The organism is Vibrio intestinalis, assembly GCF_025195085.2.
GTDB lineage: Bacteria > Pseudomonadota > Gammaproteobacteria > Enterobacterales > Vibrionaceae > Vibrio > Vibrio intestinalis.
In genome coordinates this window covers 133,602-147,998 of the sequence record NZ_JANAVY020000005.1, presented here as the reverse complement: position 1 = coordinate 147,998, position 14,397 = coordinate 133,602, and the positions used below count along the sequence as shown (strand labels likewise).

Here is a 14,397-nt window from a genome sequence, read left to right as displayed (position 1 = left end):
TATTTATTATCTTTGCTTGCTCGCCTTCCTTTTTCTCCTCTGCTTCTAACCTTGTCTTATTGTCTGTTTAACTCAAAAACTTTACGCGTTTATTGATGAAGTTTATGTAAATAACTGTGCAACAATTTGTCTAAATAATGCGCTAATTCTATTAACTTCAAATTTATAAGATTAACTCTACGGAAAATGTGGATATCAACTACCCTAAAAGTGTAACTTATGCCGCGGTAATCGCAGAGATGAGACAGGAAATGGGTCGCAGAAATAAGAATGTCGTAGATGAAGAAGTTAAATTTAATGAGGAATTAGTTTCAACTACGGATACCAGAGGCGTCATCACTTACGCTAACGAAGCTTTTTCTCGAGTGTGTGGGTTCAGCCAAGAAGAGCTGGTGAATTCCAATCACAATATTGTACGCCATCCAGACATGCCAAAAGCCGCATTTAAAGACCTTTGGGTTAACTTAGAGGCTGGTGCATCGTGGCGTGGTGCAGTGAAAAACCGTTGTAAAGATGGGCGCTACTATTGGGTAGATGCGTTTGTCACCCCTATTTTGCGAAATGGCTCGGTAGTAGGCTACCAATCAGTGCGTTCCCCCCTTGATGAAAAACTTAAAAATCGCGCTGAACGTTTATACAAAAAGGTCAACACTGGCAAATCATTAGTGCCGTTTTGGAGCTTATTCCAGTTCCGCTTAATTACTTTTGTTCTATTGGCAATTGCGACGGTTGCGTCGGCTCAGTTTGTTCCTTTGGTCAGTGCATTGTTGGTGGCATTGCCGTTTGTCTGTTTCTATCCAGAGATAGGTTTAGCTCCTAAGTTTTATCAAACCTTACTTAGCCAATACGATAGCGTGTCACGTTTGGTGTTTTCAGGTTCTCTGCCGCACAGCGCTGCGGACTACCACCTTAAGATGGCGCAAGGCAAAATTCACACAATCTTAGGCCGCGTACAAGATCAGTGCGGTGGATTAGAGCTGAATGTTTCAAACCTCAAACGCGCCGCTGAAGATACCCAAGATGGCGTAGAGAAAGAGGCGACCGAAATTCATCATATTTCCCATTCGGTCGAGAAAATCGTTGCCGCGATAGATGATGTTGAGCAGCGTATCAGCCAAGCTTCAGAGCAAGTAGAGCATGCAAATCAGCAATGTGTGAGCGCTGAAAATAATATGCAGCAAACCAAAACGGCGATTGATTCGCTTTCAGGGCAAATTCAGAAGTCGACGGAATCTTCCGCTGAGTTGACTCAAGAAGCCGAGAAGATTGACTCTATCATGGTGGAAATCAAAGGTATTGCTGAGCAGACCAACTTGTTGGCGCTCAATGCAGCCATTGAAGCGGCAAGGGCAGGTGAATCAGGGCGAGGTTTTGCTGTGGTCGCAGACGAGGTTAGAAACTTATCTTCGCGTACTAATACAGCAACCGAGCAGATTCAATCTTCCATCTCTGGCATGCAAGAGACGCTCAAACACTGGCAATCGGTAATGGGCAAAGAGAAAGAGACCGTGGATCTCTGTGTTGATCAAGCACTCTATTCTCAGCAGTCATTATCGGCGGTGATGGGGTCTATGGCCGATATTTCTCAGCTGTCTCAACAGATATCCGATGTCGCTCAACAGCAAGCTAAGCTCTCAAAAGAGATAAGTAATAATATCGAGCAAATTGATGGGTTATCCCAGCATAACGCTCAACAAGCTGAAATTGTGAGTTCGCAATCTAGCGATATATCAGCCAAAGCAGTCGAGCTAGCAGGGTTAAGAGATACGTTTAACGAGCGACGTTAATCGATATATCAGATAGTAAATTAGAACGCACAAAATAAAACAAAGCCCTAGATAGGGCTTTGTTTGGTTATAAAGCGCGAGATTTAATCCACGTACTCTTCTTTTGGTGCACCTTTGAAATTAATCGTATTGGTATTGATCACGTTGCCATTACTAAATTCAACATTTACAGGGCCAATCATGTACCACTTACCATTGATTTCACTTTCGGTGTAAACCTTATGCACGCCGTCAGCGATAGTATCGCCATTGAAGTAGACAGTGCCTGTCGTCGCTGCCACGTCACTGCGGCCAATTTGCGCTGAAACGCCGCTGTTTTTGTAGTCAATTGCTTCAATAAATACGAACTCGGCTGGGTAATCGGCTTCAATATTCACTTGGTTAGACATGTCACTTTCAACATAACCTGCAACTAGATTTTTCCAAGTTGTTAGGTCTTCTAGATTATTATGAGTAACGCCAGTCGCCCCTTTTGCTGTCATGAAGGTATTAAAAGCTGCTTTAAAGTCGCCTGATGACTTAGCTTCCGTGTAAAGATCAAACCAATCACGCACCGAAATACCGTATTTCTTGCTTAGTACAGCAATAGTGGTTACGTAGATGTCGTAGACGTTTTCGTATTTTGCTTTAACGGTATTTTCTGTCGTGTGAGTGTTGATGGTTATTGGCGATACAATACCAACTACCGCAGCATAATTGTCGATTTCACGCGCGGGCACAATTTTATCTGCTTGAGCAATGTAAACTGCGAGTGCTTCAGTAAACCATTTGTAAACCTCGCCACTGTTTGTCTCACCGCCAAAGAACTCGAAACCAGCAACATGAGTCATCTCATGCTTCGCTAGGCGGTATAGATCGCTAGGGTCTGATTTAAGGTGTTGTTCCCAACTGTTCTCATACGCAGAGCCTGAATGACCACCACCGTTAGGGTCGTTAAAACATACGGTCCAGCGCTCGCTATTTAGCCCTAGTTCTGCGGTTGTCAGGTTGGCATCCGCCTTCAATTCATCAAGCGCTACTTGGGCAATTTGACCGGCTTGTTGCAGCTGGCTCGCAGTAATGTTGGCCGCTGTTGCTTCAATGAAGAGGTTTTCAGTTTGGTAAGTGTTGCCAACGCCGCTGGTACATTTGCCCAGCGACGAGCCTGAATCTGTGATGGAAATGTTCGCCGCTTTGCTTAACAGCGCTTGGTTTTTGCTATTTGATGGCGTATTGCCGTTATTTGGGTTGGTATCGTTGCTTTCATCGCTGCCACAACCTGCTAGCAGTGCAATGGCAATAGAGAGGGTAGTGAGTTTTAGTTTATTCATAGTTTTCATACAGCTAGTGAGATTGAAACAGAGTATGAAGGTGCTGAAAGAGGTAAACAATGAACGTAATTGAAGCGAAAATCCGTAAATTAAACTGGTTTGATGTGATTTTTGTCACGTTACGATGAAAGAAGTTGCATTGGCTTTGATTTGTCTGGAGCTTGCAATGATTGTTGTATAGGATTGGCGAAAACTAATAAATTCAATAGATTATATTAAGGCTATTATGAAAAAACGTTCTTTTGCTCTCCTCTCTTCAGCTGCTCTGCTGATGTCTTATCAAGCTCATGCTTACGATTTAAGTTGGGAAGATTTCGAAGCTGAAGATATGGCTTTGATTACGAAGGCGACTAACAGCAATGACCCTGAAGTACTTTTTCAAGCGGGCAGCTTTTTGATTGACAACTCGATCATGCAAGATGGCTTAGATCTTGGCCATGAATACATTGAACGCGCTGTGAAAGCAGGCCACGATGGCGCTGAAGCTGTTAAGGCAGACATGGAATACTCTGAGGGTAATTACAAAAAGGCGTTGGAACTGTTTCATAAAGCAGAAGCTAGCCAAGACCCATATGTACTCTACAGCTTAGGTGTAATGTACTTTGATGGCGAAGGTACAGATGCAAACGTGAGCAAAGGCAACGACTATTACCTAAAAGCTGCTAAGTTAGGCTCTGATGATGCGATGTACCAGTTGGCGTTTTCGTACAATGATGGAGTAGGTGTTACTCAAGATTACACCAAGGCGGCTTATTGGTTTGAACAGGCGGCCAATAAGCAAAACGTTAGCGCGATGTACAACCTTGGCGTGTCATACTTAAATGGTGAAGGTGTTGAAACAAGCTGTAAAAAAGCGATGCATTGGCTAGAACAAGCGATTGAATTTGATGAACACCCACGTTCGTTTGCTAAGATGGGCGACATTTATTATTACCCAGAGTACAAACAGCGCTGTGGTTTTAAAACAACGGATTACGCGCAAGCATTCGCCTTTTTTGAGAAGGCCGCAATGCTAGATAACGTCTACGCGCAATACATGGTTGGTTACGCATATCGCAATGGTCATGGTATTCCAAGTGATTTCGTTAAAGCTCTGGCATGGTTTGAGATCGCTGATGAAAATGGTGATGAAGATGCAGCGAAAGAGATTCGCGACGTAAAACAATATATGTCGGAAGAACACATCGCAAAATCTGAGCAATACAAAGAGTCGATTACTGACGAAATCTGGTAATTACTGTTTGCGCTAGATTAAGCCGAGTTTGATCACTAAAGCCTAAGCCATGCTTAGGCTTTTTAGTATCCTGAGTCTGCGTGAAATACGTTGATACACGACTAACTGTTTAGATAGAGATCGGGCTGCCAAATTTGCATTACATTTTCTGGGCTATCAATAGGTTTAAATCCATATTGAGCATATAACCCATGTGCGTCTTTTGTGCCGAGTGAAATTCTGCGTATGCCTTGTAGATCAGGATGCTTTAGGATTGTGGCAATCAGATCTTTGCCTACCCCTTGTCCGCGGTGGGGCTCTAAAATGAAAACATCCAAAATGTATGCGTAGGTGGCGAAATCACTGATTACGCGGGCAAAGCCAACTTGGTTGGTGTGATTTTCATAAACACCAAAGCAGAGTGAGTGGCTTAGTCCACGGCGCAGTGTTTGTGCTGGAATCCCTTTTGCCCAGTAGCTATTGGATAAAAACTGATGCACGGTGTCGAAGTCGATCCTATCGGCATCATCACTGATTGAATAGTGTGTCACAAAGCGCTCCTTTCTATGTGGTACCCGTTCAGCATACGAAAATATCCCTACTGGTCAATGGGTTATTTGTAGGTTTAGTTAGCGAAGTACACGACTTTGTTCTAAAAGCACATAAAAACCCGCAATCATTTTCGCAAACTGATCTGAATCAATAAGAACTATTTTCATTCCTGTCATTATCGCTTCATCCACTGAACTTAGGGGAATTAGGTGAGAAGCCTAAACTGTACCCGCAACTGTAAGGCCAAGCGCCAAGTCAGATTACCTAAGTTTAACGTTGGCCGGCAGTATGGGCGGGGGTTCCCAGATTCGGATGTTTGAAGGTTTATTATTCTGTTCAAACCGAGCTGTTGGCGTTAAACACAGGAGTGTTTTTGATGGCGCTACGGAACGTCTTTGCTCAAGAAAAATCAATCCATCAGTTGGCAAACACAGCTGATGTCGCATATCTGTCTCGATTAAATTTAAATTTGGTCGGGCTATACCCTATTCAAAGTCAGAACTCAGAAGCCATGTTTAGGCAAGGTGGTGCGAACGAGTAACTTCCTGTGTCTCGTTTAAAACGCTCAGCTAATCGTGGCGAGTTAAGAACTGGCTTCACGACCGGTGCTTGCGCAGCCGCAGCAAGTGCTGCAGCAACACGTGCTTTGTTAACCCAAGCCTTTGATGCATCGGTCACTATCACATTGCCAAATGGCGATGCCGCCAGTTTTGCCGTTGAATATCTACCGACTGAGATTGGCGTGTTAGCTCAAGTAATCAAAGATGGCGGTGATGACCCTGATTGCACGCATGGCTTAGCGATTCAATCTTTCGTTCAATTGGAAGATAGCCAAGCTGACGTCACGATTTACGGCGGTATAGGCGTAGCAACGGTGACTTTACCCGGTTTAGAACTCCCCGTTGGGCAACCTGCCATTAACCCTGTTCCTCGTGCCAATATTATCGCCATGATGGAAAGAGAAAGGCGTCATAGCACGACACCAAATCAAGGTCTGTCAGTAACCATCAGCGTGCCCGAAGGCGAACAAGCCGCAAAGCAAACCATTAGCGAAAGGCTTGGATTGATTGGTGGTATTTCAATATTGGGTACTCGCGGTACGGTAAAACCATTTTCCACGTCTGCTTACGCTGCCTCTGTGCGCCAAAGCATTGAGATTGGCACTGAAAATGGCTTGCGCGCTTTTTGTTTGACCACGGGAGGGCGAACCGAAGCCGCCGCAATGAAAATTCATTCAACTATGCAGCCAATGCAGTTTGTTCAGGCAGGGGATTTTATTGGTGTTGGATTGCGCTGTGCGAAGCGTTGTAAATCGGATTCGCTGCATTTGGTCGTGATGGTCGGTAAGTTATGTAAGCTAATATCAGGCACCATGATGACCCACGTATCAGGCCGTGGTATTGACTTTGAACTCTTGGCGCAGCGGGCTGAACTTTGCCAAATTCCCACCCACATCATTGAGCAAATTCGCTGTGCGCGCACTGGTAGACAAGTACTTGATCTGGTTCGCGACATGCCTGAAGGCCAAGGATTTCTTACCGATCTATGTCAGCTCGCACAGCAACATTGCAGTGACTACATCAAACATGAAATTCCAGTTGAAGTGACCTTGGTCGATTTTGATGGCCCCCAGTTAGCCAATTGGCAACCGTTAACCGAAAAGCCTTTTGTTGAGGAACTCCAGTGACAGAAAAAACCGAACCCGTAATGCAGCAAATGACCGCCCAAGGCCGCGCCATAGAGCAAGGCTCTTTTGCCATCATTGATGACGAAATAGAGCGGTTACACGGTGGTCATTCGTTTACTCCAAGTGAGTGGAATGTGGTGCGAAGAGCGATTCACACCACCGGTGATTTTGAATTTGCACAGCTGTTTAGGTTTAGCGCTAATGCCACTCAAGTAGCGTTAGATACCTTGAAGTCTGGCGCGCCAATCATCACTGATGTCAGCATGATCATCAGTGGCTTGAACAAATCTAGGTTAGCGGTACATGGTAATCAAACCCACTGCTTTGTCAGCGATCCAGAAGTGATTCGCCGCGCTAAAGCCAGTGGTCGTACTCGCTCAATTGAAGCGGTTCGATATTGCGCAGAGCAAGGATTGTTGCAAGGCGCGATATTGGCGGTTGGTAATGCTCCGACTGCGCTGATTGAAGCGATGGAGATTGCTAAACAGACCGGCGTAAAACCCGCGTTGATTATTGGTATTCCGGTGGGTTTTGTCATGGCGGAAGAATCGAAACAAATGCTGACCGAAACGGATATTCCATACATCACCAGTATGGGCCGCAAGGGTGGTAGCCCATTGGTGGTGTCTACTATTCACGCGTTATTAACGGAGGCAGTATGAGCCAGTTAACGGTTATTGGTGTCGCGGAAGATGGCTGTTTAAGCTTAACTAGCAAGGCGGTCAATAGTGTCGCGAGTGCAGAAGTGTTGGCAGGTCATGCGCGCCATAAAGTGTGGTTTCCCCAATTTAGGGGTGAATTTCTCGATATGTCGATGGGCTTTAACGCTTGGTTAAGCGCCATTGAATCTCGCTTAGACGATGGCTTACAGGTGGTTGTGCTCGCCTCGGGTGATCCATTGTTTTTTGGTATTGGCGCTATGCTAAATAAGCGCTTGTCGCTCAAGGCTCGCGTTATACCAAGCCTCAGCAGTATGCAGTTGGCGTGTGCTGAACTAGGTTGGCCATGGCAAGAGGCGAGCTTTATCTCATTGCATGGCCGAGAGCGGTTTGGCCTTACCGCAAGGCTACAATCGACAGAGTTGTGCGCGCTATTGACTGATGGTGTGAATACGCCAGTGAGTATCGCTCAGCATTTGCTTGAGTTTAATCAGCTCGATTGGCAAGTCGCGGTGTGCGAGCAGCTTGGTTCTACTCAGCAAAGAGTTCGTTGTTACAGCGTCGAACAACTGGCGCAATTAAACGCTAGTGAATTTGATACTTTGAACATTGTGATGCTCAAACGTGGTACGCAAGAACGTTGGGGTGGGTTTGGAATCTTTAGTCATGATGATGACTTTGCCAAGAAAGTGCCCAAGCGAGGGCTAATATCTAAGTTCGCTGTTCGCAATCAGTCAGTGGCGTGGCTTCGACTAGGGCAAAGCGATACCTTTTGGGATATCGGTTCAGGCTCAGGTTCGGTCGCTATTGAGCTCGCTAAGCAAGCTCATCATGGTGAGGGATGGGCGATAGAATCTGAACAAGAGTGTATCGAGGTCATTGAGCAAAATCTGCGTTCACACAGTGTTGATAACGTAAAAATTGTGCATGGCAAAGCCCCTGAGTTTTTGCATAGTTTCTCAAGACCTAACGGCGTCTTTATCGGAGGCTCAAGAGGCGAAATGAGTGCAATTTTATCAACCTCATGGGAAGCGCTGCTGGATAAAGGCCGAATCGTTGTAAGCGCAGTCACTCTTGAAACGCAACAGCAGGTTCAGCAGTGGGCAGAGCAAAATCAACTTCAATATCAGCTTCAAGTTATCAATATTTCTAATGCTCAACCTTTGGCGGGATACCAGCGGCTACAAGCGGATAACCCCGTCTATCTATATGTATTTAATAAAAATAATTAACGGAGAAAAGTATGGCCTTAAATAAGGCAAAGTTGTATGCCATTGGCCTAGGGCCGGGTGATGGCGAGTTGCTGACCCTAAAAGGGATGCGCCTCGTTCAAGAGTGCGATGTGTTGGCGATTCCTGAACGTAATAAAGGCGCGCAAGACTCTTTCGCGTGGGAGATCTTGCAAGATGCCTTCTCCAGTGTAGGCGTATGTGAACAACAAATCGGTACTAAGCGCTGCTTTTTACACTTTCCGATGACTCGTGATTGCTCGGTCACTGTACCAGCATGGCAAGACGCCGCGCGTCAGATTTATCAATTTTTGCAGCAAGGCTTAAGCGTCGCGTTTGTTACAGAGGGCGACCCATCGGTTTACAGTACTTGGAGCTACATTCAAGAAGAGCTATTGGAGATGGATAGCTCGGTTAAATCTTGTATTGAAGTCGTTCCCGGTGTCAGTTCGATTACTGCTGTGCCAAGCGTGACTCAACAGCCGCTGGCAGATGGCAAAGAGCGCTTTTGCGTTGTGCCCGCTACGTATGGGCTAGAGCATATTGAAGAGCTGAGCACTCAGTTCGACACGATTATCTTCATCAAAGTTGGTCGTGTAGTACAAAAGTTGACGGAGCGACTCAAGGCACTGAACTTGGTTCAATATGCCCAGTATGTTTCCCATGCGACGACTGATAAGCAAGCAGTCTATTCGAGTTTAGAACAAGTGCCGAAAGAACACAGATATTTTTCCATGGTGCAGTTATCGATTCGGCAATCTCGCGGCGCTTTGCGTGGCATGCAGCCGATTGATCAGCAAGTAGAAACGGTACTCGAATGATCCAACCTAGCGCGAAAATGGCTATTTATGCCTTAACCCAGGGGGGCGTGAAACAAGCGCAGCGCATTGCAGCGGGCTTACCTTATTGTCAAATCTTCGCATCTGCCAAAGCGGCCAATCATGCTGAAGTTTCTGTGATGTCGATGAGCTTAGCGCAGCAAGTGGAAGCGCAATGGCGAGATTATGATGCTCACCTATTTGTTTGTGCCAGTGGCATTGCGGTAAGGACGATTGCGGGCTTATTGCAAGATAAACGCAGCGACCCTGCGGTACTTTGTTTGGATGAAGCGGGCAGGCATGTCATTCCTTTGGTAAGCGGCCATAGAGGCGGAGCGAATGCACTGGCTTTGCGAGTGGCGAGAGTTGTCCGTGGAGAAGCGGTCATTACAACCGCATCCGATGTACTTGAAACACTGTCAGTGGATTTAATCGGCGCTCCATTTGGCTGGTATTTAGAGCCGCAAAGTGAGCAAGCTGTAACCCAAGTCTCTGCTGCGGTTGTGAATGATTTACCGGTATTGGTTTACCAAGATTCGGGTGATCTCGCGTGGTGGTCTTATGATAAAGCCATGCCTAAGCATATCTGTTACTCGCAGGATTTAGAGGCGATATCCGCACGTGATTGGGCGGGAATCATCATAATTTCAGACTCTATCTCGGCTTATCAAGCGGCGATTGGATTAGGTTTAGAGCAGAAAACGGTATTTTGGGTAACGAATAGTATCAGCCTTGGTGTGGGTTGTGATCGCGATACCCCGCATAGCACCATCAGCGCGGTTATAGAGCAATTGTTGGAGCAGCAAAATCTTCATCCTAAATCTCTAAACACCATTGCTAGTATTACTTTAAAAGCGGATGAAAAAGGCATTATTGATGCTGCGTATCAACGAGGCGTTGAGTTTATTTGCTATCTACCTGAGCAACTTGATCAGCAGCCGGGCATTTTATTCCCTTCGGAATATGTGAAGAAAGTGACCGGTAGCTGCTCCGTGGCCGAAGCAGCAGCGCTGCGAAGCAGCGACCAAAGCCAACTGTTGGTCGCTAAACAGAAATACTGTATTGACGGTAAAAACGCGACATTAGCGCTAGGGCGTAAACAATACAGTGAAAGCCTGCGCAGCGAGAAGTTTAAGAACCAGCTGGTTAGGCAACAAGACGGTACGCTGAATGAAATCGGCAGTAAAAAGAACGCTTATGGTAACCCAGTCGTTGAAGGCTTTGCCTGTAAGCCTCGTCATCCAGATTTGAATCGACCTATGTTGCACCATCGTTTCCACATTTTACTCTGTGAGGGCGGACGCTGCGCGAAAAAGGGCAGTAAGGCGATGACCCATGCGCTGCGTGACATTTTAAAAGAAGTTGGGCTAAACAGTGGCGCTCAGCGAATCAAAATCTCACGGACTCAATGTGTTGGAGCTTGTCGTCAAAAAGCGACGTTAGTGATTTATGAGCGCGCAAGTGCAGAGCAGTTAAGTTGCAACCACGCATTATGGCTAAGAAATATTGAAGAGCTTAGCCACCAGCAGTGGTGTGATTTATTCATATCATTGGCAAAAGGCGATGACTTGCGCCAACAACTCGCACCTTATTTCTTTGCGCCTGTTGTGGATCAACAGGCTTTTCAAAAGGCTCTGTCTGAGCCTGATTCACCATTACTTATGCACGATATCAGCCCCCAGGGAGGGCAGAATGATTAAAAGACTTAGACATTATCAACAAGGATGTGCCATCGTTTTATGTTGTTTTGGTTCGGTTGTGGCGCAGCAAAGATACCAGCAGTTAATGGAGCGCTTAGCGGAGCGTTATCCTGACTGCGATCTGCACATGGCAGTGAGCTCAAAGATGGTGATTAAGAAATCAAAGCAGCCGATGAAAACGTTGCCTCAAGTATTGGCTGATTTAGAGTTTGCGGGTTACAAACAAGTGCTGGTGGTCAGCGGTTATTTGTTCCCAACTGATGAACACCTGCAATTGAAAAAAGTGGTGGATGCGTTCGGTCAGTTTAGCTTTTCTCGTTACGCATACACTCCGGCCATTATTAACCAAAGCCAACAGGCAGGAAAACTGCTTGAGCAGTTAAATGAAGAGTTCTCTCATGCACCTTTGAAGCTGTATGTGTTCCATGGCGCGCCTTATTTGGATAACCCGGGGCATCAATCTGTTGCTTACGTGCGCGACTATCTTGAGCTGCTGGATGACAATGCGCTGGTTTGTTCATTAGAAGGGGCATGGCCGTTTAAACTCATCGAGCGTAAATTGCTGCAAAAGAAACAATCTCTTGGTTATGACTCACAGCAGCGACCAGAACTTGAGGTGATTCCGCTGCTGCTTGCCTCGGGTAATCACTTTATGAATGACTTGCATGCGATAGAGCAAATCTTAAATACCGAGTTTGACGTTACCTTGGCCACTGACGAACAAGGTCAAGCGTTTAACTTGCTCGGCTTTGAACCTCTGTTTGATTTGCTTACTCAGCAGATAGAGCAAGGTTTGATGCAGTTAGATGTGCAATTCGGTAGCGACGCATAGAGGCTGATATGGCAACACTGTATTTAGTGGGTTTAGGGCCGGGCTCGATTGAACACATGACTCAGAGAGCGCAGGATGTGGTGCGCTCTGTGGATGCCGTAGTTGGTTACGGGCTGTATGTGCGTTTGGTTAGGCCGCTACTTAGCGATCAAAACGTAATACGAAGTGGCATGACCAAAGAATGGCAACGTGCGGATGAGGCGATTGAGTTAGTTCAGCAAGGGCAAAATGTTGCGCTGGTTTGCTCAGGGGATTCTGGCGTCTATGCCATGGCACCGCTGGTATTTGAGATTATGGTGGAAAAACAGCTGAGTTTCTCAGTAGAGGTCGTGCCGGGAGTGACGGCGGCAACTTCGTGCGCTTCATTGATTGGAGCGCCAATGGGGCACGATAGCTGTACGATTTCCCTTTCTGATTTGCTTACGCCTTGGCCTGTTATAGAAAAACGGATAGAAGCGGCCGCAGCCGCAGATTTTGTTATTACGTTTTATAATCCAAGATCGAAAAAGCGGGTTAAACAGATAGAAATGGCGCAGCAGATACTGCTTCAACATCGAAAACCGGATACCCCTGTGGCGATTGTTGATAGCGCATACCGAGATGAACAGCGAATTCAACTCACTACGCTCGCTGAATTTACTCTGTTGGAGTTTGCCATGAGCGCGTCGGTGATTGTCGGCAACACGAATAGCTACCGATACCGAGACTGGATTGTGACCCCAAGAGGGTATCAGCATAAATACGATCTTAATGATGGCGCGGTGCGAGAAGGCCAACAGCCCGGAAGAACGTTAGTGACAGAGCAGAACACGGAGGCACTATGACGGTTTATTTTATTGGCGCAGGCCCCGGTGATCCTGATTTGATTACCGTGAAAGGTGCGAGGCTCGTTGAGCAATGTCCTGTAGTGCTTTATACCGGTAGCCTAGTACCCAAAGCGGTGATTGAGCGCGCAAGGCCAGATGCTTTGGTACTGGACTCCGCAGGCATGGATTTAGACCAGATCACCCAAGTATTTGTCGATGCGCACAGTAAAGGCCAAGATGTGGCTCGCGTACAAACGGGTGACCTATCCATCTACTCTTCATTGGCAGAGCAAACCCGCCGACTCAAAGCACTTGGTATCGATTGGAAAGTGATACCGGGCGTAAGTTCGTTTCAAGCGTCGGCTGCTGCTCTCAGTCAGGAGCTGACGTTACCTGAGCATTGCCAAACGATTATTTTGAGCCGTGCATCGGGCAGAACGCCTGTACCGGAGAAGGAGAACTTAAAGAGCTTGGCAGCTCATGAAGCTACGCTTTGCTTGTTCCTTAGTGCTTCTCTAATTCGCAAGGTCGTGCGCGAACTGAAAGAGATATACCCAGAAACATGGCCTGTTGCGGTAGTCGAAAAAGCCTCTCATCCAGAACAACGGATATTTCGTGGTACACTCGCCACCATCGCGCAGCAGCTTCATGACGCTAATGTACGTGCTACTGCAATGATCATTGTCTCCAAAGTGTTGGAAATTAATGATTTCCCGGATTCAAAGCTATACGATGCGTCGTTTAGCCATGCATGTCGTAAAGCGACAGTGGTGGAATCAGACTAACGCAAACACAGCGCGTCTGGCTTAAGAGCGATTTAAGGCTTAAGTCGTCTAAACGATTAAGAGTAGGAGAGAAGGCAAGATGTTTTTTGGGTTGAGTTTATGGCAACTTGCCTTGTCTTTAACGCTCGCGTTTTTGCTCGATAAATGGCTCGCAGAGCCGAAGCGCTTCCACCCACTGATTGGCTTTGGTAACTGGGCTAACTGGTTAGAAGCGAGATGCCGCGGGTTGAATGTAACGCCAATGTGGCAGGGCAGGATTGCTTGGTTTGTGGCGGTTGTTCCGCTGGTTTCACTTATTGCATGCTTAACTATTGGCGTTTCCTCAGACGTATTCACCATAGCCATCCACGCGACGATTGTGTATTTGTGCCTGGGGGCGAAAAGCTTGGAACAACATGCGATGGCCATATACACGCCATTAAATGAGCGTGACTTGGCTTCAGGTCGGGCAGCGGTGCAAATGATTGTAAGTCGAGACGCAAATCGGATGGATGAAGAGCAGATCAGTATTGCGGCTGTAGAGTCGGTACTGGAAAACGGCAATGACGCCGTTATCGCCACTTTGTTCTGGGGGCTTTTATTCGGTGCACCTGGCGCGGTGTTGTTTCGCCTTGCCAATACTCTCGATGCAATGTGGGGGTACCAAAGCGATAAGTATCTTCACTTTGGCCGTTTTACCGCGAAAACCGATGATTGGTTAGGCTACCTTCCCGCGAGAATAACTGCGTTTGGTTATGTGCTGCTTAGTGATTCAAAATCGGCCTTAGAGTGTGCATCTCAACAAGCAGGCCAATGCTCTAGCCCTAACGGTGGTTTAGTGATGTGCGCCGGAGCGGGAGGATTAAACATTCAGCTTGGTGGCAAAGTCAGTTATCACGGCGAGTGGATTGAAAAGCCCCCGATGGGCAAAGGCCAAATTGCTCAATATAAAGATATTCCGCGCGCTTGCCATCTGCTTAACCAAACAACTTGGTTAGTGTTGGGCATGGTTTGGGCTGGCGCGCTATTAGGTTATTAAG

The 14,397-nt window shown here is 46.6% G+C and carries 13 protein-coding genes and 1 riboswitch; of the genes, 11 read left to right on the top strand and 2 right to left on the bottom strand.

Features of this window, described 5'->3' with window-relative positions:
• Positions 1-251: 251 nt before the first annotated feature.
• Positions 252-1,787, top strand: coding sequence for a methyl-accepting chemotaxis protein (locus MU515_RS10180; protein ID WP_260260315.1), 1,536 nt, complete (start codon positions 252-254; stop codon positions 1,785-1,787).
• An 83-nt stretch (positions 1,788-1,870) separates the two neighbouring features.
• On the opposite strand, the gene MU515_RS10175 is transcribed toward MU515_RS10180, so the two are convergent.
• Entirely contained in the window at positions 1,871-3,097 is a 1,227-nt protein-coding gene (locus tag MU515_RS10175; protein ID WP_260260314.1) for a hypothetical protein, read from the bottom strand.
• A gap of 226 nt (positions 3,098-3,323) precedes the next feature.
• Here MU515_RS10175 and MU515_RS10170 point away from each other — a divergent pair, with 226 nt between their 5' ends.
• Positions 3,324-4,331, top strand: coding sequence for a tetratricopeptide repeat protein (locus MU515_RS10170; protein WP_260260313.1), 1,008 nt, complete (start codon positions 3,324-3,326; stop codon positions 4,329-4,331).
• A 101-nt stretch (positions 4,332-4,432) separates the two neighbouring features.
• Here the strand turns inward: MU515_RS10170 and MU515_RS10165 are convergent, their stop codons facing one another.
• Positions 4,433-4,861 (bottom strand): GNAT family N-acetyltransferase, encoded by a 429-nt coding sequence (locus MU515_RS10165; protein WP_260260312.1) that lies wholly within the window; start codon positions 4,859-4,861, stop codon positions 4,433-4,435.
• Between the two features lie 201 nt (positions 4,862-5,062).
• Positions 5,063-5,127, top strand: a riboswitch (cobalamin riboswitch).
• A gap of 282 nt (positions 5,128-5,409) precedes the next feature.
• On the opposite strand from MU515_RS10165, the gene MU515_RS10160 reads away from it, so the two are divergent.
• The 9 genes from MU515_RS10160 to cbiB all read left to right on the top strand — a co-directional run bounded on the left by MU515_RS10160 (position 5,410) and on the right by cbiB (position 14,396).
• On the top strand, positions 5,410-6,549 hold the full coding sequence (locus MU515_RS10160; protein ID WP_260260311.1) for a cobalt-precorrin-5B (C(1))-methyltransferase: 1,140 nt from the start codon (positions 5,410-5,412) through the stop codon (positions 6,547-6,549).
• A complete protein-coding gene (locus MU515_RS10155) occupies positions 6,546-7,211 on the top strand; it encodes a precorrin-8X methylmutase (protein WP_260260310.1) in 666 nt (221 codons plus the stop codon). Before MU515_RS10160 ends, MU515_RS10155 begins: the two co-directional genes overlap by 4 nt.
• Positions 7,208-8,440: a precorrin-6y C5,15-methyltransferase (decarboxylating) subunit CbiE gene (gene cbiE / locus MU515_RS10150; protein ID WP_260260309.1), complete on the top strand. Its 1,233-nt coding sequence runs from the start codon at positions 7,208-7,210 to the stop codon at positions 8,438-8,440. The genes MU515_RS10155 and cbiE overlap by 4 nt, the downstream gene beginning before the upstream one ends.
• Before the next feature lie 11 nt (positions 8,441-8,451).
• The gene (cobI, locus tag MU515_RS10145) at positions 8,452-9,258 is read left to right on the top strand and encodes a precorrin-2 C(20)-methyltransferase (RefSeq protein ID WP_260260308.1); all 807 of its coding nucleotides are present in this window, start codon (positions 8,452-8,454) and stop codon (positions 9,256-9,258) included.
• Entirely contained in the window at positions 9,255-10,955 is a 1,701-nt protein-coding gene (locus tag MU515_RS10140; protein WP_260260307.1) for a cobalamin biosynthesis protein, read from the top strand. The genes cobI and MU515_RS10140 overlap by 4 nt, the downstream gene beginning before the upstream one ends.
• Complete coding sequence (locus tag MU515_RS10135) at positions 10,948-11,787, top strand: sirohydrochlorin cobaltochelatase (RefSeq protein ID WP_260260306.1); 840 nt, start codon at positions 10,948-10,950, stop codon at positions 11,785-11,787. Before MU515_RS10140 ends, MU515_RS10135 begins: the two co-directional genes overlap by 8 nt.
• Before the next feature lie 8 nt (positions 11,788-11,795).
• Complete coding sequence (gene cobJ / locus MU515_RS10130; protein ID WP_260260305.1) at positions 11,796-12,611, top strand: precorrin-3B C(17)-methyltransferase; 816 nt, start codon at positions 11,796-11,798, stop codon at positions 12,609-12,611.
• Complete coding sequence (gene cobM, locus MU515_RS10125) at positions 12,608-13,378, top strand: precorrin-4 C(11)-methyltransferase (RefSeq protein WP_260260304.1); 771 nt, start codon at positions 12,608-12,610, stop codon at positions 13,376-13,378. The genes cobJ and cobM overlap by 4 nt, the downstream gene beginning before the upstream one ends.
• Before the next feature lie 79 nt (positions 13,379-13,457).
• Complete coding sequence (gene cbiB, locus MU515_RS10120) at positions 13,458-14,396, top strand: adenosylcobinamide-phosphate synthase CbiB (RefSeq protein WP_260260303.1); 939 nt, start codon at positions 13,458-13,460, stop codon at positions 14,394-14,396.
• Position 14,397 lies beyond the last annotated feature (1 nt).

Bases quoted from the DNA above. Each gene is read 5' to 3' on its own strand.
- MU515_RS10180 (WP_260260315.1), top strand. From the start codon at position 252: ATGGGTCGCAGAAATAAGAATGTCGTAGATGAAGAAGTTAAATTTAAT.
- MU515_RS10175 (WP_260260314.1), bottom strand. From the start codon at position 3,097: ATGAATAAACTAAAACTCACTACCCTCTCTATTGCCATTGCACTGCTA.
- MU515_RS10170 (WP_260260313.1), top strand. From the start codon at position 3,324: ATGAAAAAACGTTCTTTTGCTCTCCTCTCTTCAGCTGCTCTGCTGATG.
- cbiE (WP_260260309.1), top strand. From the start codon at position 7,208: ATGAGCCAGTTAACGGTTATTGGTGTCGCGGAAGATGGCTGTTTAAGC.
- cobI (WP_260260308.1), top strand. From the start codon at position 8,452: ATGGCCTTAAATAAGGCAAAGTTGTATGCCATTGGCCTAGGGCCGGGT.
- MU515_RS10140 (WP_260260307.1), top strand. From the start codon at position 9,255: ATGATCCAACCTAGCGCGAAAATGGCTATTTATGCCTTAACCCAGGGG.
- MU515_RS10135 (WP_260260306.1), top strand. From the start codon at position 10,948: ATGATTAAAAGACTTAGACATTATCAACAAGGATGTGCCATCGTTTTA.
- cobJ (WP_260260305.1), top strand. From the start codon at position 11,796: ATGGCAACACTGTATTTAGTGGGTTTAGGGCCGGGCTCGATTGAACAC.
- cobM (WP_260260304.1), top strand. From the start codon at position 12,608: ATGACGGTTTATTTTATTGGCGCAGGCCCCGGTGATCCTGATTTGATT.
- cbiB (WP_260260303.1), top strand. From the start codon at position 13,458: ATGTTTTTTGGGTTGAGTTTATGGCAACTTGCCTTGTCTTTAACGCTC.